Source organism: Glycomyces sp. NPDC048151 (assembly GCF_043202775.1).
In the GTDB taxonomy this organism is placed as follows: domain Bacteria; phylum Actinomycetota; class Actinomycetes; order Mycobacteriales; family Micromonosporaceae; genus Glycomyces.
This window is the reverse complement of record NZ_JBIDBB010000006.1, coordinates 393,191-411,482: the sequence shown is the minus strand read 5'-3', so window position 1 is coordinate 411,482 and position 18,292 is coordinate 393,191. Positions and strand designations below refer to the sequence as shown.

The 18,292-nt window shown below is 70.8% G+C and carries 14 protein-coding genes; 8 read left to right on the top strand and 6 right to left on the bottom strand.

What is annotated here, in order from left to right; all coding sequences use genetic code 11:
* Positions 1 to 2: 2 nt before the first annotated feature.
* The 6 genes from whiA to ACGGCP_RS16980 all read left to right on the top strand — a co-directional run bounded on the left by whiA (position 3) and on the right by ACGGCP_RS16980 (position 5,473).
* A complete protein-coding gene (whiA, locus tag ACGGCP_RS17005; RefSeq protein ID WP_392967088.1) occupies positions 3 to 989 on the top strand; it encodes a DNA-binding protein WhiA in 987 nt (328 codons plus the stop codon).
* 283 nt (positions 990 to 1,272) lie between these two features.
* On the top strand, positions 1,273 to 2,268 hold the full coding sequence (gene gap / locus ACGGCP_RS17000) for a type I glyceraldehyde-3-phosphate dehydrogenase (RefSeq protein ID WP_392967086.1): 996 nt from the start codon (positions 1,273 to 1,275) through the stop codon (positions 2,266 to 2,268).
* 7 nt (positions 2,269 to 2,275) lie between these two features.
* Positions 2,276 to 3,472, top strand: a complete 1,197-nt coding sequence (locus tag ACGGCP_RS16995) for a phosphoglycerate kinase (RefSeq protein WP_392967084.1) — start codon at positions 2,276 to 2,278, stop codon at positions 3,470 to 3,472.
* Positions 3,473 to 4,258 carry a triose-phosphate isomerase gene (tpiA, locus tag ACGGCP_RS16990; protein ID WP_392967082.1) on the top strand — a complete coding sequence of 262 codons (786 nt, stop codon included), beginning with the start codon at positions 3,473 to 3,475 and terminating at the stop codon, positions 4,256 to 4,258.
* 238 nt (positions 4,259 to 4,496) lie between these two features.
* Positions 4,497 to 4,745: a preprotein translocase subunit SecG gene (secG, locus tag ACGGCP_RS16985; RefSeq protein ID WP_392967080.1), complete on the top strand. Its 249-nt coding sequence runs from the start codon at positions 4,497 to 4,499 to the stop codon at positions 4,743 to 4,745.
* A 374-nt stretch (positions 4,746 to 5,119) separates the two neighbouring features.
* Complete coding sequence (locus ACGGCP_RS16980) at positions 5,120 to 5,473, top strand: RNA polymerase-binding protein RbpA (protein ID WP_392967078.1); 354 nt, start codon at positions 5,120 to 5,122, stop codon at positions 5,471 to 5,473.
* Positions 5,474 to 5,557: 84 nt separating this feature from the next.
* On the opposite strand, the gene pgl is transcribed toward ACGGCP_RS16980, so the two are convergent.
* From pgl to tkt, 6 genes are read right to left on the bottom strand one after another with little or no spacing between them, the layout of a single operon-like run.
* Positions 5,558 to 6,301 (bottom strand): 6-phosphogluconolactonase, encoded by a 744-nt coding sequence (gene pgl / locus ACGGCP_RS16975; protein WP_392967076.1) that lies wholly within the window; start codon positions 6,299 to 6,301, stop codon positions 5,558 to 5,560.
* A complete protein-coding gene (locus ACGGCP_RS16970) occupies positions 6,298 to 7,242 on the bottom strand; it encodes a glucose-6-phosphate dehydrogenase assembly protein OpcA (RefSeq protein WP_392967074.1) in 945 nt (314 codons plus the stop codon). Before ACGGCP_RS16970 ends, pgl begins: the two co-directional genes overlap by 4 nt.
* A 13-nt stretch (positions 7,243 to 7,255) precedes the next feature.
* Positions 7,256 to 8,794 carry a glucose-6-phosphate dehydrogenase gene (gene zwf / locus ACGGCP_RS16965; RefSeq protein ID WP_392967072.1) on the bottom strand — a complete coding sequence of 513 codons (1,539 nt, stop codon included), beginning with the start codon at positions 8,792 to 8,794 and terminating at the stop codon, positions 7,256 to 7,258.
* Entirely contained in the window at positions 8,795 to 10,411 is a 1,617-nt protein-coding gene (locus ACGGCP_RS16960) for a glucose-6-phosphate isomerase (protein ID WP_392967070.1), read from the bottom strand.
* A gap of 3 nt (positions 10,412 to 10,414) precedes the next feature.
* Entirely contained in the window at positions 10,415 to 11,530 is a 1,116-nt protein-coding gene (tal, locus tag ACGGCP_RS16955; protein WP_392967068.1) for a transaldolase, read from the bottom strand.
* A gap of 39 nt (positions 11,531 to 11,569) precedes the next feature.
* On the bottom strand, positions 11,570 to 13,648 hold the full coding sequence (gene tkt, locus ACGGCP_RS16950) for a transketolase (RefSeq protein WP_392967066.1): 2,079 nt from the start codon (positions 13,646 to 13,648) through the stop codon (positions 11,570 to 11,572).
* A 213-nt stretch (positions 13,649 to 13,861) separates the two neighbouring features.
* Here tkt and ACGGCP_RS16945 point away from each other — a divergent pair, with 213 nt between their 5' ends.
* Positions 13,862 to 14,848, top strand: coding sequence for a heme o synthase (locus tag ACGGCP_RS16945; protein WP_392967064.1), 987 nt, complete (start codon positions 13,862 to 13,864; stop codon positions 14,846 to 14,848).
* Positions 14,849 to 14,950: 102 nt separating this feature from the next.
* On the top strand, positions 14,951 to 18,247 hold the full coding sequence (locus ACGGCP_RS16940) for a DUF4132 domain-containing protein (protein ID WP_392967062.1): 3,297 nt from the start codon (positions 14,951 to 14,953) through the stop codon (positions 18,245 to 18,247).
* Positions 18,248 to 18,292: the final 45 nt, after the last annotated feature.

Here is an 18,292-nt window from a genome sequence, read left to right as displayed (position 1 = left end):
GAATGGCGATGACCTCGGAGGTCAAGGACGAACTCAGTCGCATCGAGGTGACGAAGTCCTGCTGCCAGCGCGCCGAGCTCGGCGCCCTGTTCCGCTTCGCCGGGGGCCTCCACCTCGTCGGCCAGGGCAACGTCCTCGTCGAGGCCGAGGTCGACGCCGGGAACGTCGCCCGCCGCGCCAAGCGGATGATCGACAAGCTCTACAACTACGAGTCCGAGGTCCACGTCCTCGTGGCCGCCGGGCTGCGCCGCAACAACCACTACCTGCTGCGCGTCATCGCCGACGGCCAGGCCTTCTCCAAGCAGATCGGCCTCACCGACCAGCGCGGCTACCCCGTCCGGGGCCTGCCCAACCACGTCGTCGGCGCCTATCCGTGCTGCGCCGAGGCCGCCTGGCGCGGGGCGTTCCTCGCCCGCGGCTCGCTCACCGAGCCCGGCCGCTCCTCCTCCCTCGAAGTCACCTGCCCCGGCCCCGAGTCCGCCCTCGCGCTCGTCGGCGCGGCCCGCCGCCTCGGCATCGCCGCCAAGTCCCGCGATGTGCGCGGCGTCGACCGCGTCGTCATCCGCGACGGCGACGCCATCGGCGAGCTCCTCACCCGCCTCGGCGCCCACTCCTCGGTCCTGACCTGGGAGGAAAGGCGCGTCCGCCGCGAAGTCCGCGCCACCGCCAACCGCCTCGCCAACTTCGACGACGCCAACCTGCGCCGCTCCGCGCGCGCCGCCGTCGCCGCCGCCGCGAAGGTCACCCGCGCCCTCGAGGTCCTCGGCGACGACGTCCCCGAGCACCTCGCCTCCGCCGGGCGCCTGCGCCTCGACCACCGGCAGGCCTCGCTCGAGGAACTCGGCACCCTCGCCGACCCGCCGCTGACGAAGGACGCCATCGCCGGGCGCATCCGCCGCCTCATCAACATGGCCACCAAACGCGCCCAGGAGCACGGCATCCCCGGCCCCGACGACGTTGTCGCCGAAGAGGAAATGCTCGTCGCCTGACCCCCGGGAGACCCGCCGGGGACCCGCCGCGGAAAGCCGCCCGGGCGGGCAGGCAACCGCTACGCTTAACCGCGATGTCACACCCCTGTTCCGGGTGTGACATGATCGGGGGGAACCGGCCGCGACAGGTTCAGGAACCGCAGCGGTAGGGTCAAAGAGTGCTCGGCGACGAGGCCGAACAGCGATCTGTTCCACCGTCGCTATTCGGCTGAACGGATCGCGTACGAGACCGCTCCCGGTCTCAGTCAGATATTCGATCCTGTTCAAGCGAGGAGATGGCCACGTGACCATCCGTGTGGGCGTCAACGGCTTCGGCCGCATTGGGCGCAACTTCTTCCGGGCGGTTCTCGCCTCTGGCGCCGACATCGAAATCGTCGCCTTCAACGACCTTGGCGACCTCAACACCATCGCCAACCTGCTCAAGTACGACTCGATCCTCGGCCGCCTGCCGTACGAGGTCAAGATCGGCGACGGCGAGCTCACCGTCAACGGCAAGACCATCAAGGCGTTCTCCGAGCGCGACCCGAAGAACCTCCCCTGGGGCGAGGTCGGCGCGGACGTCGTCATCGAGTCCACCGGCTTCTTCACCGACGGCACGAAGGCCTCGGCCCACCTCGAAGGCGGCGCCAAGAAGGTCATCATCTCCGCTCCGGCGAAGAACGAGGACATCACGATCGTGATGGGCGTCAACCACGACAAGTACGACGCCGAGAAGCACAACATCATCTCGAACGCCTCGTGCACCACCAACTGCCTGGCCCCGATGGCCAAGGTCCTGAACGACTCCGTGGGCATCGAGAAGGGTCTGATGACCACGATCCACGCCTACACCCAGGACCAGATGCTGCAGGACGGCCCGCACTCGGACCCGCGCCGCGCCCGCGCCGCCGCCCTCAACGTCGTCCCCACCACCACCGGCGCCGCCAAGGCCGTCGGCGTGGTGCTGCCCGAGCTCAACGGCAAGCTCGACGGCTACTCGCTGCGCGTCCCGGTCCCGACCGGCTCGATCACCGACCTCACCTTCGAGGCGTCGCGCAACGTGACGGCCGAAGAGGTCAACGCCGCGCTCAAGGCCGCCGCCGAGGGCCCGCTCAAGGGCATCCTGTACTACACCGAGGACCCGATCGTCTCCAAGGACATCGAGACCGACCCGCACTCGTGCATCATCGACGGCCTCCTGACCAAGGTCATCGACAACCAGGTCAAGGTCTTCGGCTGGTACGACAACGAGTGGGGCTTCTCCAACCGCCTCGTCGACCTCGTCAAGCTGGTCGGCTAGCAGTCTGATGCAGACGCTCGACGAACTCCTGCAGGAGGGCGTCTCGGGTCGGCGCGTACTCGTACGCGCCGACCTCAACGTGCCTCTCGACGGGAAGAACATCACCGACGACGGCCGCATCCGCGCCGTCGCGCCCACCGTCAAGGCGCTGGCCGAAGCCGGCGCCCGCGTCGTGGTGTGCTCGCACCTGGGCCGCCCCAAGGGCGAGCCCGACCCCGCCTTCTCGCTGGCCCCCGTGGCCCAGCGCCTCGGCGAGGTCCTCGGCCGCGAAGTCGCCTTCGCGTCCGACACCGTCGGGACGGACGCTGAGGGCAAGGCCGTCGCCCAGGGCGACGGCGACGTCCTCCTGCTGGAGAACCTGCGCTTCAACAAGGGCGAGACCAGCAAGGACGACACCCAGCGGGCCGAGTTCGCCGGCCAGCTGGCCGCGTTCGGCGACGTGTACGTGGACGACGCCTTCGGCGCCGTGCACCGCAAGCACGCCTCCGTCTACGACGTCGCGCAGCTGCTCCCGCACTACGCGGGCTGGCTGATCGCCAAAGAGGTCGAGGTCCTCTCGAAGCTCACCGGCAAGCCCGAGCAGCCGTACGTCGTCATCCTCGGCGGCGCGAAGGTCTCCGACAAGCTCGCGGTCATCGACAACCTGCTCGACAAGGTCGACACGCTCATCGTCGGCGGCGGCATGATGTTCACGTTCCTCGCGGCCCAGGGCTTCGAGGTCGGTTCGTCGCTGCTCGAGAAGGACCAGATCGAGACCTGCAAGAACTACCTCGACCGGGCCGCGAAGCTCGGCGTCGAACTGCTGCTGCCGGTCGACACGACCACAGCCGCCGAGTTCGCCGCCGACGCCGAGCCGCTCACCGTGGGCGTGGACGCGATCCCGGCCGACCGCATGGGCCTCGACATCGGCCCCGAGTCCGCGAAGCTCTTCGCCGACCGGATCGCCGGAGCCAAGACCGTGTTCTGGAACGGCCCCATGGGCGTCTTCGAGTTCCCCGACTACGCCGCCGGTACGCGTACCGTGGCGCAGGCGCTGGTGGACTCCGAGGCGTTCTCGGTGGTCGGCGGCGGCGACTCCGCCGCCGCGGTCCGCACCCTCGGCCTGCCCGAGGACGGCTTCGGGCACATCTCGACCGGCGGCGGCGCTTCCCTCGAATACCTCGAGGGCAAGACCCTGCCCGGCCTGGACGCACTGGAGAATTAGATGACTGAGACCCGCAAGCCGCTCATCGCCGGCAACTGGAAGATGAACCTCAACCACCTCGAAGCGATCGCGCTGGTGCAGAAGCTGGCCTTCAGCCTCACCCGCGAGCAGCTCGAAGCGGTCGAGACCGTCGTCCTGCCGCCGTTCGTCGACATCCGCTCCGTGCAGACGCTCGTCGACGGCGACAAGCTCGTCATCGGCTTCGGCGCGCAGGACCTGTCGGCGCACCCGTCCGGTGCGTACACCGGCGAGATCGCCGGCTCGATGCTCGCGAAGCTGGGCTGCTCGTACGTGGCCGTCGGCCACTCCGAGCGCCGCCAGTACCACGAAGAGGGCGACGAGCTGGTGGCCGCGAAGGTCCGCCAGGCCCTCAACAACGGCATCAGCCCGATCCTCTGCGTCGGCGAGGCCCTGGACGTGCGCGAGGCGGGCAACCACATCGCGCACTCCGTCAGCCAGCTGATCGCGGCCGTCGACGGCCTCAACGAGGAAGAGCTCGCCAAGGTCGTCGTGGCCTACGAGCCCGTCTGGGCCATCGGCACGGGCCGCACGGCCTCCGCCGAGGACGCCCAAGAGGTCATCGGTGCGCTGCGCCAGGCCCTCGGCGAGAAGTTCGGCGCTGTGGCGGAGCGGGTTCGCATCCTCTACGGCGGTTCGGTGAAGTCCTCGAACGTCGCCCAGATCATGGCCAAGCCCGACATCGACGGCGCCCTCGTGGGCGGCGCGAGCCTCGACGCTGAAGAGTTCGCCAAGATCGTGCGCTTCCCCGAGCACGCCGGAGCGTAGTACCAAATCGCCCGCAGCGCATCGAGCTGAGCGCTGCGGGCCGCAGTCAGGGCCGCCGCACAGCGTTGTGCGGCGGCTCCTTTCGTCCTACGAGTGTCATGTGAAGATGACACCGGCACCCAGTGGGTGTCATGTCGACATGACACTGATCGCCGGACGTGTATCGCATTCCGCTAGACTCGGACGCGGCCCGCGCCCCATAACGGGCTGCGATTGCTGAGAGGACACCCGATAACCGATGATTACGGTTCTGAGCTACTCCCTGATGATCCTGCTGCTGCTCTCCAGCGCGGTCCTGATCCTCATGGTGCTGCTGCACAAGGGCAAGGGCGGCGGTCTGTCGAGCATGTTCGGCGGCGGCATGTCCTCGGTGGCCTCGGGCTCCTCGGTCGCGGAGAAGAACCTCACCCGCATCACGATCGGCGTGGGCGTCATCTGGTTCGCCTGCATTGTGGCCTTCGGCCTCCTGCTGCGCACCCTCGTGTAGCGCCACAGCCTTCGACAGCGGCCCCCGGAGCTTCGGCTCCGGGGGCCGCTGCGCTCCCGCGGCGTGGCGCGCGAGCCGGACCGGCCGGACCCGCGGCAAGATCGTCCTGCGGATCTCCTAGGGACGGAGCGATTCGTCAAGGGGCCGTGCGTGAGTGCGCGGCTCCTGCCTTTACGTGAAACCATTTCGCCATAGTCTTTACAGTGTGTGCTTTACGTCATAGAATTGCTGAGGGCGGTGCCCCAGCCGCTCCGACCGGTGACTCCACGGCGACGTTCAGGGGTCGCGCGGTCCCTTCCCGCACGCTCCTCTCCGCGGCCGTGTCCGGTCGACAGCCACAGAAGATCCCCCGACTGTGAGGAGCGATCACACATATGTCCAACGGACAGGCCATCCGCGGCACTCGCATAGGCGCGACCCCGGGCCTCCACTCGGAACGAGGCGAGCCGGTGCCCCGCCAGAACATCAAGTACTGGTGCGCCAACGGACACGAGACCGCACTGTCGTTCGCGCTCTACGTCGAAGTCCCGCAGGAGTGGGACTGCACCTGCTGCGGCTGGCCCGCCAGCCCCGACCAGGACAACCCCCCGGAACGCCGCACCGCCAAGCCGTACAAGTCCCACCTCACCTACGTGCGCGAGCGCCGCAGCGAGGAGGAGGCCGAAGACCTCCTCGCCGAAGCCCTCGCCGCCCGCGCCGCCGCCCGCGGCGAACGCTCACTCTTCTGAGACACGCCGGCGCACCGCGAGGTTGGGCGGTGCGCCGACACGACGAAGGGCCCGGACCGAATGGTCCGGGCCCTCGCGTCTTGCCTAGAACTCCAGGTGCTTCAGGTGCGACGCCGCGTCCTTGTCGATGAGCCACCTGGTGTGGCCCACCGCCTTCACGCGGCCCGCCGGAAGCTCGCCCTTCGACAGCGCCTCATCGACCGCCTCGGCCTTGCCTTCACCGGAGGCGATGATCCACGCCGCCGTAGCGGAGTTGATCGCCGGCAGCGTCAGCGAGACGCGCTCCGACGGCGGCTTGGGGGAGTTGCGCACCCCCACCACCGACACCGTGGACAGCAAGGCCGGGTTCCCCGGGAACAGCGACGCGACGTGCCCGTCCTCGCCGATGCCCAGCAGCAGCAGGTCGAACGCCGGGACGCCTTCGCCGCCCGCGGCCCGAGCCAGCTCCTCGCGGTACAGGAACGAGGCGTCCTCAGGCGAGGCGACCTCGTCCTCGGCGGCCATCGGGTGCACGCGCTTCGGGTCCACCGGCAGGTGGTCCAGGAACGCCTCCCGCGCCTGCGTCTCGTTCCGCTCCGGGTCGCCCGAAGGCAGGAACCGCTCGTCGCCCCACCAGAAGTCGACCTTCGACCAGTCCACGACCGTGCGGATCGGCGAACCGAGGATGTTCTGGTACACCTTCGCCGCGATCCGCCCGCCCGTCAGGACGATCGACGCCTCACCCCGGTGCGCCTGCGCGTCCGCGAGCCGGTTGAGCAGCCGCGCCGCCACCGCCTCCGCGAGCACGTCGGCGTCGTTGTGGACGATCACCGCACCCGAGCGGCTCATACGATCGCCCGCTCGGCCGCGTAGTGCTCCTGGAAGGTGTCGAGCACCTTCCGGTACGCGGTGTCGGGGTCGATGTGCCGCAGCTCCTCGGCGAGCAGCTGGCCCAGCGTGCGGCCCTGCAGCGACTGGCGGCGCTTCGGCAGCCCCGCCTGGCGCAGCACCGTGGAGCCGTCGGCCTTCCGCTCGACCTCCATGGTCTCGCCTCCGGCCATCGTGAACGCCACGGAGGCGATCGCGGGCAGGTGCTCGGAGTTGCGCTCCACCTCGGTGTCGACGATCTCCGGGGCGACGCCCAGGCGCGTGTGCAGCCACGCGGCCATGAGCTGCGCCGACGGGTCGTCCTCGGCCGCCTTGACGGTGATCTTCTCGACCGCGTGGGTCACCCCGTCGAAGGCGCTGGCGATGAGCGAGCGCCACAGGCTGATCCGGGTCCAGCAGATGTCGGTGTCGCCGGCCGCGTAGGACTCGGCGCGGCGGTAGAGCGACGCCACCGGGTCGGCCGCGCGGGCCGAGTAGGTGATGCGGCGGTCCGCGAAGCTCCGCAGCTCCTGCTCCAGCCCGTAGCGGACGGGGTCGAGCAGCCACCAGGTGACGACCGGGATGTCCGAGGCCAGCATGGGCAGGACGATCGAGGTCAGGTGGGAGGCGGCGGGGCCGTCGAGGCGCAGGATGATCGCCTCGGCGGAGCCGAGCCGCTCGCCCACGGTCACTTCGGCGTCGATGCGCGGCTCGGTCGCCTCGAGGTCGCGCGGGATCGCCATGATGAGCCGGTACGGGTGCTCCTGCGCGGCGAACGAAGCGGCCTTCTCGACCTCTTCGCGCTCGTCCTCGGTGGTCAGCGCGACCAGGTTGAGGGCGAGCCCGGAGGCGCCCCCGACCTCGTGGAGCAGCTTCGACAGCGTCTTCATGATGTCGCCGGTCGTGGTGTCCTTCAGATGCATGTCAGGACTCCTTCTACGCCCGGCGCCAGCGGCGGCCGGACGATTGCAGCATGATGTCTGCGCCCGTGGGGCCCCACGTGCCGGACTCGTACGGTTCGGGCTTGGTGGTGGCCCAGTACTCCTCGAGCGGGTCGACGACGGCCCAGGAGGCGTCGACTTCCTGCGCGTCGGGGAACAGGGTCTTGTCGCCCAGGAGCACGTCCAGGATGAGGCGCTCGTAGGCCTCGGGGCTGGACTCGGTGAAGGTCTCGCCGTAGCCGAAGCCCATCGAGATGTCCCGCAGCTCCATGCCGGTGCCGGGGACCTTCGAGCCGAACTTCACCGTGATGCCCTCGTCCGGCTGGACGCGGATGACCAGCTGGTTGTTGCCGAGCGTCTTGGTGTCGTAGTCGGCGAAGGGCATGTGCGGGGCCTCCTTGAAGACCACCGCGATCTCGGTGACCCGCTTGGGGAGCCGCTTGCCGGTGCGCAGGTAGAACGGGACGCCGTTCCAGCGCCGGTTCTGGATGCCGATCTGGACCGCCGCGTAGGTCTCGGTGGTCGAGTGCGGCGGGATGTTGTCCTCCGCGAGGTAGCCCTTGACGGGCTGCCCCTGGACCCAGCCGTCCGCGTACTGGCCGCGGATGGCGGTGGCCTCCAGGTCGTCGTGGAGCTTGATGGCCCGCAGGACCTTCAGCTTCTCGGTGCGGATCTCCTCGGCCTCGAACCCGTTGGGCTGCTCCATGGCCGCGATGGCCAGGAGCTGCAGCACGTGGTTCTGGAGGACGTCGCGGGCCGCGCCGTTGTCGTCGTAGAACCCGGCGCGGGAGCCGATGCCGACGTCCTCGGCCATGGTGATCTGGACGTGGTCGACGTAGTTGGAGTTCCAGATCGGCTCGAACATGGCGTTCGCGAAGCGCAGCGCGAAGATGTTCTGCACCGTCTCCTTGCCGAGGTAGTGGTCGATGCGGAACACGTCTTCGGCGGTGAACACCTCGTCGACGAGGCTGTTGAGCGCCTTCGCGGACTCGCGGTCCTCGCCGAACGGCTTCTCGACCACGACGCGGCGCCAGCCGCCGCCGTCCTGGCGGTTGTCCGACATGCCGGTGCGCTTGAGCTGCTTCAGCACCGTCGGGAACGCCAGCGGCGGGATCGAGAAGTACATCGCGGCGTTGCCGACGATGCCGTGCGAGATGCGCAGCTCGTCGACGGTCGCGTCGAGGCGGTTGAAGGCCTCGTCGTCGTCGAACGCGCCGGGCACGAACTTGAAGTTGCCGGCCAGGCGGGCCCAGACCTCTTCGCGCCACGGCGTGCGGGCGTGGGACTTGGCCGCGTCGCGGGCCATCTCCTCGAAGGTCTCGTCGCCCCAGTCGCGGCGGGCGAACCCGACGATGACGAAGGACGCCGGGAGCAGGCCCCGGTTGGCGAGGTCGTAGACCGCCGGGATCAGCTTCTTCTTGGCGAGGTCGCCGGTGACGCCGAAGATCACGAGGGCGCACGGCTCGGGGATCCGCGGGAGCCGCCGGTCGGCGGGGTCCCGGAGCGGGTTGGTGGTGTGCAGGGTCTCGCCCATCTAGCTCAGCTCCCTCACGGCGTGGAGCAGCTGGTTGACGCCGCGCTTGCGGTCGGTCAGGTGCAGGCGCACGAGCGGGCGCTCGCGCGATTCGAGGGCCTGGCGGTCCCCGGCGGCCTGCGCGGCCTGGAGCCCGGCGAACGTGTAGTCGCGGCCCGGGATGTCCAGGTCCTCGGCGGATGCGCCGGTGAGCTGCAGGAACACACCGGTCTGGCGGCCGCCCTTGTGGAACTGGCCGGTGGAGTGCAGGAACCGCGGTCCCCAGCCCCACGTGACGGGCGCGCCCGTGCGCTCGGCCAGCTCGGCCCGGAGCTTCGCCACCTCGGCGTCGTCGATCCGGTCCAGGTAGGCCATGACGGCGATGTACGCGGTGTCGTTGTCGGCGTTGGTGAGCAGCTCGCCCAGCGCGCCCGCGACCGTGGTCGAGTGCGAGCCGTAGATCTCCACCGCGCCGTCCACGGCGTGCGGGCGCTCCTCGGGGAGGCCGTCGGCGAGGATGCGGTTGGTGTTGTTCTTCGACTCGGTCACGTTGGGCTGGTTGAACGGGTCGATGCCGATCAGGTAGCCCGCGTACGCGGTCGCGAGTTCCCAGGCGAGGAACTGGGCGCCCAGGGGGCCGTTGACGACCACGTCGGGCATGGCCAGCGCCGAGCCGGAGGACGGCAGGCCCGTCGAGGAGCCCCCGACGGTGGCGTACACGCGGTCGGAGCCGCGCGCGCCCGGCGCGGCGGGTCCTTCGAGGACGACCGGGAGCGTGCCCTTGCCGTCCTTGCCGAGGGACTCGGCGATGAGCTGCTCGGCCCAGTCGCCCAGGCCGACGACGCCGGTGCCGTCGTCGGCGATGGTGATCGTCGGCTTCGCGGCGATGACCGCGCCGAGCACGACCGCCGGGTCGTCCCCGTCGCTGCCGATGGTGGCCGCGAAGGCCTCGGCCTGGTCGATGAGCTCGGCGACGTCGGCGCCCGCGAGCGCGGTCGGGACGAGCCCGAACGCGGTGAGCGCCGAGTAGCGCCCGCCCACGGTGGCGTCGGCGAGGAACAGGTGGGAGCCCTGCTCGGTCGCGAGCGCCTCGAGCGCGGAGCCGGGGTCGGTGACGAACACGAAGCGGTTCGCGTGCTCCTTGATCCCGACGCCCTCGAACGCCTTCTCGAAGGCGCGGCGCTGGGAGTCGGTCTCCACGGTGGACCCGGACTTGGAGGACACGACGACGGCGGTGCGCCGCAGCACGTCTTCGCCGAGCTCGGCCGCGATCTGGCCGGGGTCGGTGGTGTCGAGGATCGAGATCCCCAGGTCCAGGGTGCGGGAGATGACCTCGGGGGCGAGCGAGGAGCCGCCCATGCCCGCGAGGGCGATGTGGTCGACGCCCTGCTCGTTCAGTTCGGCGCGGAGCTTCGCGAGCGGTGCGAGGAGCTCCTTGGACTTCACGAACGTGTCGACCCAGCCGAGCCGGATCGCGGCCTCTGCTTCGGCCTCGGGGCCCCACAGGGTGGCGTCCTTGGCGGCGACCTTGGCCGGGATGCCCTCGGTCCTGAGCCGTTCCACGGCGGCGTTCACGTCGACGCCGGTGGTCACCGCGAGTCCGCCTGCTGCTTCCATCTTGCCCATCGGATCGCTCACTTCTTATTCTCCGCTCTCACTGAGCTTGGATTCGATCTGGTCGAGAAGCTGCTTCCAGCTGACGATGAACTTCTCCACGCCCTCGTCCTCCAGCACCTGGACGACGTCGGCGTAGTCGATCCCGACGCGCTCGAGGTCGAGCATGAGGGCGGCGGCCTCGGCGTAGAACGGGCGGACCGTGTCGGCCTCGACCTCGCCGTGGTCGGCGAAGTCCTTCATGGTGCCTTCGGGCATCGTGTTGACGGTGCCGGGCGCGATGAGGTCCTCGACGTACATGACGTCGCGGTAGTCGGGGCTCTTGACGGAGGTGGACGCCCACAGCGGGCGCTGCGGGACGGCCCCGGCGGCCGCGAGGGCCTCCCAGCGCGGCGATGCGAAGGCGTTCTCGAACTCCTGGTACGCCAAGCGGGCGTTGGCGATCGCGGCCTTGCCCTTGAGGGCCAGGGCCTCGTCGGTGCCTACGCCGTCGAGCCGCTTGTCGATCTCGGAGTCCACACGGGACACGAAGAAGGACGCGACGGAGCGGATCTGCGACAGGTCGTGCCCGGCGGCCTTCGCCGACTCCAGGCCCGCCATGTACGCGTCCATGACCTCGCGGTAGCGCTCGAGCGAGAAGATCAGCGTCACGTTGACGCTGATGCCCGCCGCGATCGTCGCCGTGATGGCCGGGAGCCCGGCGCGGGTGGCGGGGATCTTGATCATCGTGTTCGGCCGGTCCACGGCCCACCACAGGGCCTTGGCCTCGGCGATGGTCGCCTGCGTCTCGTGGGCGAGGCGCGGGTCGACCTCGATGGACACGCGGCCGTCCTGGCCCCCGGTGGTCGCGAAGACCGGGGCCAGGACGTCCGCGGCCCAGCGGATGTCGAAGGTGGTGATGGCGCGAGCGGCCTCATCGACGCTCACTTTGCGGACCGCGAGATCGGCGATCTGCTCGTCGTAGCCGCTGCCCTTGGCCAGGGCCGCGGCGAAAATGGACGGGTTCGAGGTGACGCCCGCTACGGACGACCCGGCGATGAGGTCCTTCAGGTTGCCCGTCTCCAGGCGTTCACGCGAGATGTCGTCCAACCAGACGGACACTCCCGCCGCCGACAGTCCGGCGAGGTTCTCGTTCGCGCTCATCGGTGTTCCTCCAGCTTTCCAGCTAGTTCTTCGACGTTGCTACTGCTGTGCCTTCTTGATGGAGGAGCGGGCCGCGTCCGCCACGGCGGCGGCGGTGATCCCGAATTCCTCGTACAGCTTCTCGAACGGCGCGGAGGCACCGAAGTGTTCCAGGGAGACGCTGACTCCTGCGTCACCGACGAGGTCGCGCCAGGACAGGGCGATGCCCGCCTCGACGGACACGCGGGCCTTGACCGCCTTGGGCAGCACCGACTCGCGGTAGTCCTCGTCCTGCTCGTCGAACCACTCGATCGACGGGACGGACACGACGCGGGCCTTGACGCCCTCGCCCGCCAGGGCCTCGGCGGCCTGGACGGCGAGCTGCACCTCGGAGCCGGAGCCCATGAGGATCACGTCGGGGGTGCCGTCGGTGTCGAGCAGCGTGTACGCGCCCTTCGCGGCGCCCTCGGCCGAAGCGAACTTCGTGCGGTCGTAGACCGGGATGTTCTGGCGGGTCAGCGCCAGCGCGGCCGGGCGGTCGGTCTTGCCCAGGAGGGTCTTCCAGACCACGGCGGTCTCGTTGGCGTCGCCGGGGCGGATGACGTCCAGGCCCGGGATCGCGCGCAGGGACGCGAGGTGCTCGACCGGCTGGTGGGTCGGGCCGTCCTCGCCGAGGCCGATCGAGTCGTGCGTCCACACGTAGACCACGGGGGTCTTCATGAGGGCCGCGAGGCGGACCGCGCCGCGCATGTAGTCGGAGAACACGAGGAACGTGCCGCCGTACGGGCGGGTCGGGCCGTGCAGCTTGATGCCGTTGAGGATCGTGCCCATCGCGAACTCGCGGATGCCGAAGTGGAGGGTCCGGCCGTACGGGTTGCCCGGGTACGCCTTGGTCTGGCGCGACAGCGGCAGGAACGACGGCTCGCCGTCCATCGTGGTGTTGTTCGAGCCCGCGAGGTCGGCCGAGCCGCCCCACAGCTCCGGCAGGACCGGCGCGAGCGCGGACAGGACCTTGCCCGAAGCCGAACGGGTCGCGACGCCCTTCTCGGACGCCTCGAACTCGGGGAACGCGTCCTCGAAGCCCTCGGGGAACTCGCCCGCCCACAGGCGGTCGTGGAGCTTCTTGTTCTCGGGGTTCTCGGCGGCCCAGTTGTTGAACTCCGTCAGCCACGCCGAGCGCTCGTCCTGGCCGCGCTGGACCGAGCCGCGCGTGTACGCGAGCACGTCCTCAGCGACGTAGAACGACTTGTCGGCCGGGAAGCCCAGGATCTCCTTGGTCGCGGCGATCTCGGCGGCGCCCAGGGCGGAGCCGTGCGCGGCGTAGGAGTTCTGCTTCTTCGGCGCGGGCCAGCCGATGATCGTCTTCAGGCGGATCAGCGAAGGCTTGTCGGTGACGGCCTTGGCCTTCTCGATCGCGTGGAAGAGGGCCTTCGGGTCCTCCTTGTACTCGTCGCCGTCTTTCCAGTCGACGGTCTGGACGTGCCAGCCGTACGCCTCGTAGCGCTTGGCGACGTCCTCGCCGAGGGCGATCTTGGTGTCGTCCTCGATGGAGATCTCGTTGTCGTCGTAGACGACGACGAGGTTGCCCAGCTCCTGCACGCCCGCGATCGCGGAGGCCTCGTGCGTCACGCCCTCCTCGATGTCGCCGTCGGAGGCGATGACGTACACGAAGTGGTCGAACAGGCTCTCGCCCACGGCCGGTTCGGGGTCGAACAGGCCGCGCTCGCGGCGGGCGGCCATCGCCATGCCCACGGCGGTCGCCAGGCCCTGGCCGAGCGGCCCGGTGGTGGTCTCAACGCCCGCGGTGTGCCCCACCTCGGGGTGCCCCGGGGTCAGCGACCCCCACTGGCGCAGGTTCTGCAGGTCCTCAAGCTCCAGGCCGTAGCCCTGGAGGTACAGCTGCACGTACAGCGTCAGGCTGGAGTGGCCGCACGAGAGCACGAAGCGGTCGCGGCCTTCCCAGTCGGGTTCGCTCGGGTCGTGGCGCATGACCTTCTGGAACAGGGTGTGCGCGACCGGGGCCAGGCTCATGGCGGTACCGGGGTGCCCGTTGCCGGCCTTCTCCACCGCGTCGGCGGCGAGGAGCCGCGCCGTGTCGACCGCCTTCTGGTCGAGCTCGGTCCACTCGAACTGTGCCACTGGGATACTCCTTGATACTCGTCGTATTTGGGCCGTTGACGTGTGCCTTCTGACCCTACCTACACAGGCTGAACTTTATGCGCAGTCTCTCGGAGGGCGGAATTTCGCGGGTTGTGAACCCGCCCACGAGCAATCCTCCCACCGGAAACGCCCAGGTAGGGGGCCCGGACCCAGGCCCAGGTCACCTCCTCACGGCCCGTATGGTGAGCGGTGATGAACGAGGACCCGACCCGCGCCCTGGCCGACCGCCCCCGGCCCCAGGCCCGCAAGCGAATCGAACTGCCCGCGCCCGGCGACGGGACCCCGGCCCGACCGGACCTCCGGACGCTCATCGGAGCCTATGTCTCCCTGACGAAGCCGCGCATCGTCGAGCTGCTCCTCATCACCACGATCCCGGCGATGCTCGTCGCCGCCCGCATGGAGTACGACGGCCTGCCGTCCCTCACCGCGGTCCTCGCGACCCTCATCGGCGGCGCCCTCGCCGCCGGGTCCGCGAACGCGATCAACTGCTACATCGACCGCGACATCGACCAGCTCATGGCCCGCACCTCGCGGCGCCCGCTCGCCAAGCACCAGATCCCGCCGCGCAACGCCCTGGTCTTCGGTCTCGTCATCGGCGCGATCGCGGTCCTCGGCATGGGCCTGCTCGTCAACTGGCTCGCCGCGCTCCTCACCTTCGGCGCCATCGTCTACTACGACGTCGTCTACACGATCTGGCTCAAGCGCACCACCCCCTACAACACCGTCTGGGGCGGCGCGTGCGGCGCGGCGCCCGTCCTCATCGGCTGGGCGGCCGTCACCGGCCACATGTCGTGGATGGCCTGGGTCCTGTTCGCCGTCGTCTTCCTGTGGCAGCCCCCGCACTTCTACGTGCTCGCCATGAAGTTCAAGGACGACTACGCCGCCGCGGGCATCCCGATGCTCCCGGTCGTCGCCCCCGCCCGCCGCGTCGCCATCGAGTCCGTGGTCTACGGCTGGGCGATGCTCGCCGTCTCACTCGTCGCCGTCCCGCTCGGCGCGACCTGGCTCTACGGCGCCGTCGCCGTCGTCGCGGGCGGCCTGTTCGTGTGGGAGTGCCACAAGCTCCTCGGCCGCGTCAACCGCGGCGAGGACCCCAAGCCGATGCGCCTGTTCCACTGGTCCACCAGCTACCTGACGCTGCTGTTCCTGACGCTGGCGGTCGACTCCTTCCTCATGTAGGACTGCGCGCGAAGGCCCGGCCCGCGGCCGGGCCTTCGGCGTTCCCGGGGTGTCGCACCGCGGGCCTATCGTCGTGGGCGACACTCCGCACGAAGGGCTCCGATGACCGATCACGTTGCACCCCAGGAAGACCAGCTCGAACTCCCGGCCGCCTGGGAGGCGCGGCTGCTGCCGTGGCGCGGCAGGAGGCCCGGAGCGCCGATTCCGCTCGCGGGCCCCGAGGCGCTCGTGCGCCACCGCCAGCGCGTCGTGGCCCGCGAGGCGAAGCTGCGGGCCGCGCTGGCCTCGCCCGGGAACGCCTGGTACGCCGCGGCGGCGGAGGCCTACCTCGGCGGGAAGCCCGACCCGCGCGGCGCGGCGGCGGTCGCGACGCTGACCATCGACTGGCGGGGGCGTGCGGGCGAGTCCTGGCTGGGTCCGGAGTTCGACTGCTGGCTCCGCGAGCACGGCCTCCCGTTCGCCGTGACGGCGGCCGTCGAGCGCCTCGCCGTCGCCCCGGTCACCGACGGGTACTACGGCGGCGAGGCCATCGCGAAGCGGACCGTCGCCGAATACCAGACCGAGCACCCCGAGGCCTGCGCCCACGAGCTGGCGCACGGCGGGATCGCGGCGGTGCGGGCGGTCCTGGCCGCCGCGACCGACGAGGAGTACGCGGAGGTCGTCGCGGCCGTCGCCGCGCACCGCGACAGCGCTGCGAAGCGGATCGCCGCGATGCTGCTGCTCCCGACCGAGGAAGCGTGGGTCCTCGAGGCCTGCGCCGACTACGGCAAGGCCCGGCACTGGTGCTCGGGCGACCTGGTCGTGATGCACGCCGCGAGCCGCCCCGAACACCTCGCGGCCGCCGGGATCACCGACATCGACTGGCACATCGCGGAAGCCGAGACCCTCATGGTCCTGCTCGGGAGCCTCGGCGCCGACGCGGCGGGCCTCCTTCTCGCCGCCGAGGAGAGCGCCCGCCACTACTCGGGCGACTACACGAGGCAGCTGCACAAGGCGCTCGCCATGCTGCCCGGCGACGACGCGACCGCGCGGGTCTTCGCGCGGCTCGACCGGCCGCACGTGTGGGAGTCGGCGAAGACTGCGGCCGCGCGCTTCCCCGTGCGGGCCCTGCGCACCGCCGCGCGCCTCGCCCCCGACGCCTCCGCCGACGTGCGCCCCTGGCTCGCCGCCCTCGCGAACCGCGTGGACCCGGCGCTCCACGTCCACCTCGCGGAGGCCGACCGCGTGGTCGTCGCGGGCCTCCTCGCCGGTTCCGGACGCGTCCCCGACGCCGACGCCCTGCCGCAGCTGCTCGTCTCCCCGCCGTGGACCCGCAAGCGGCCCAAGGCGAAGCAGGTCGCGGGGCTGGAGCCGCCGAGCGGGACGCGCCTGGTCTGGGCTGAGGGCGAACCCGAGGCGTACCCCGACTACTCGGACATGCGCACCGAGCGGGAGTGGCGGGAGCTGGCCGCCCGCCGCGAGCGCGAGCACCGGTTCGACTCGTACGACACCGACGTCCTCGCGTACGCGCCTGACGCGATCGCGGCCCCGTTCGCCGAGCAGTGGGACGGCGACACGAGTTCGAGCGTGCCGGTCTACCACGTCAAGCGCATCATGGCGCGGTTCGGGCTGCCGATCGCCGACCGGCTCGTCGCCGCGATCGCCGCGGATCCCGAACTGACCCTGGCCCTGACACCGGTGCTGAGCACGGCCGCCGCTCGGACGGCCGCGCACCGGCTGGGCCGCGCGACCACCCGCAACATCGCGGCCCTCTGGTTCGAACGGCACGGCCTGACCGCCGTGCCGCACCTCGTGCCCGACGCGCTCGGCGCCGACCGGGAACGCCGCGCGAACGCCGTCGCCGCGCTCCTGCGCCTCGCCGAAGCCCACGGCGACGAGGCCGTCGCGGACGCGGCCGCCGCCCACGGTCCCGAAGCGCGCGACGCGGTCGCGGCCCTCCTCGACTACGGCCCGCTCGAACCGAGAGTCAAGGCCCCCAAGCCAGGGGACTGGGCCGACCCGCTGATCCTCCCGCAGGTGCTCATGAAAGGCGGCGAACGCGCCGTCCCCGCGGCCGCTGTCCCGCACCTGATCACCGTGCTGGCGTTGGGAACTCCCGACTACGACTACCCGGGGGTCCAGGTCGTCGCCGACGCCTGCGACCGCGCTTCGCTCACCCGCTTCAGCCGGGCCCTGTTCGAACGCTGGGCGGCGGTCGGCGGGCCCCCGAAGGACGGGTGGGCGCTCACGCAGCTCACCCACTTCGCCGACGACGCGACCGTGTGGGCGCTCGCCGGGCGCATCCGCGCATGGCCCGGCGAGGGCCAGCACAAGCGCGCCGTCGCGGGCCTGGAGGTCCTGGGGGCCATCGGCACCGAGGAGGCGCTGCGCGCCATCCAGACCATCGCCGACAAGGTCGGGTACACGGCGCTCAGCGCCGAGGCCCACCGCCAGACCGACCGCATCGCCGACAGCCTCGGGCTGAGCCGCGACCAGCTCGCCGACCGGCTCGTGCCGGACTTCGGGCTCGGCGAGCGGGACGCGCTCGTGTTCGACTACGGGCCCAGGCGGTTCCACGTCCGCTTCGACGAACGGCTCGGCCTGCTCGTCCACGACGACGCGGGCAAGGCCCGCAAGAGCCTGCCCAAGCCCGGCGCGAAGGACGACCCCGAGACGGCCGAGGAGTCCTACCGGCGCTACACCGCGCTGAAGAAGGAGCTGCGCGGCGTCGCCACCGACCTCGTCCGCCGCGTCGAGGCCGCCATGCTGACCGGCCGCGACTGGTCCGCCGCCGAGTTCCGCCGCTGCTTCGCCGAGCACGCGCTCACCGGGCACCTCGCCCGCCGCCTCGTCTGGCTCGCCGAGACCGGCGAGGGCCGGTTCGCGTTCCGCATCGCCGAGGACGGGACCTTCAGCGACGCCGAGGACGACGCGGTCGCGCTGCCCCCGGACGCGCGCGTCCGCGTCGCCCACCCCGTCCACCTCGGCGCGGACCTCGGCACCTGGGCCGAGCGCTTCGCCGACTACGAGATCCTGCAGCCGTTCGAGCAACTGCGCCGCCCCGTCATGGCGTTCACCGCCGCCGAACTCGCCGACGGGAGGCTCACCCGCTTCGAAGGCGCCCGGGTCGAAGTCGGCCGCGTCCTCGGCATGACCGCGCGCGGCTGGGAGCGGGCCGCCCCCGGGGACGGCGGCCTCCAGCCCGGCGTCCACTACGAGCTGCCCGGCGGCTACGTCGCCGTGACGCTCGACCCCGGCATCTACGTCGCCGACGTGAGCGAGCACCCCGTGCAGACGGTGACGCGCGTCAGGCTCCGCGCCGACCACCGCTGCGACGGGTCCGCGTCCGCGGTGCCCGCCGTGACCGACCCGGTCGCCGCCTCCGAGGTCCTCGCGGCGCTCACCCGCCTCACCGCTTAGTGTCCAAACCATGACGGAACGGGAATGTCGCACCGAACCTTTATC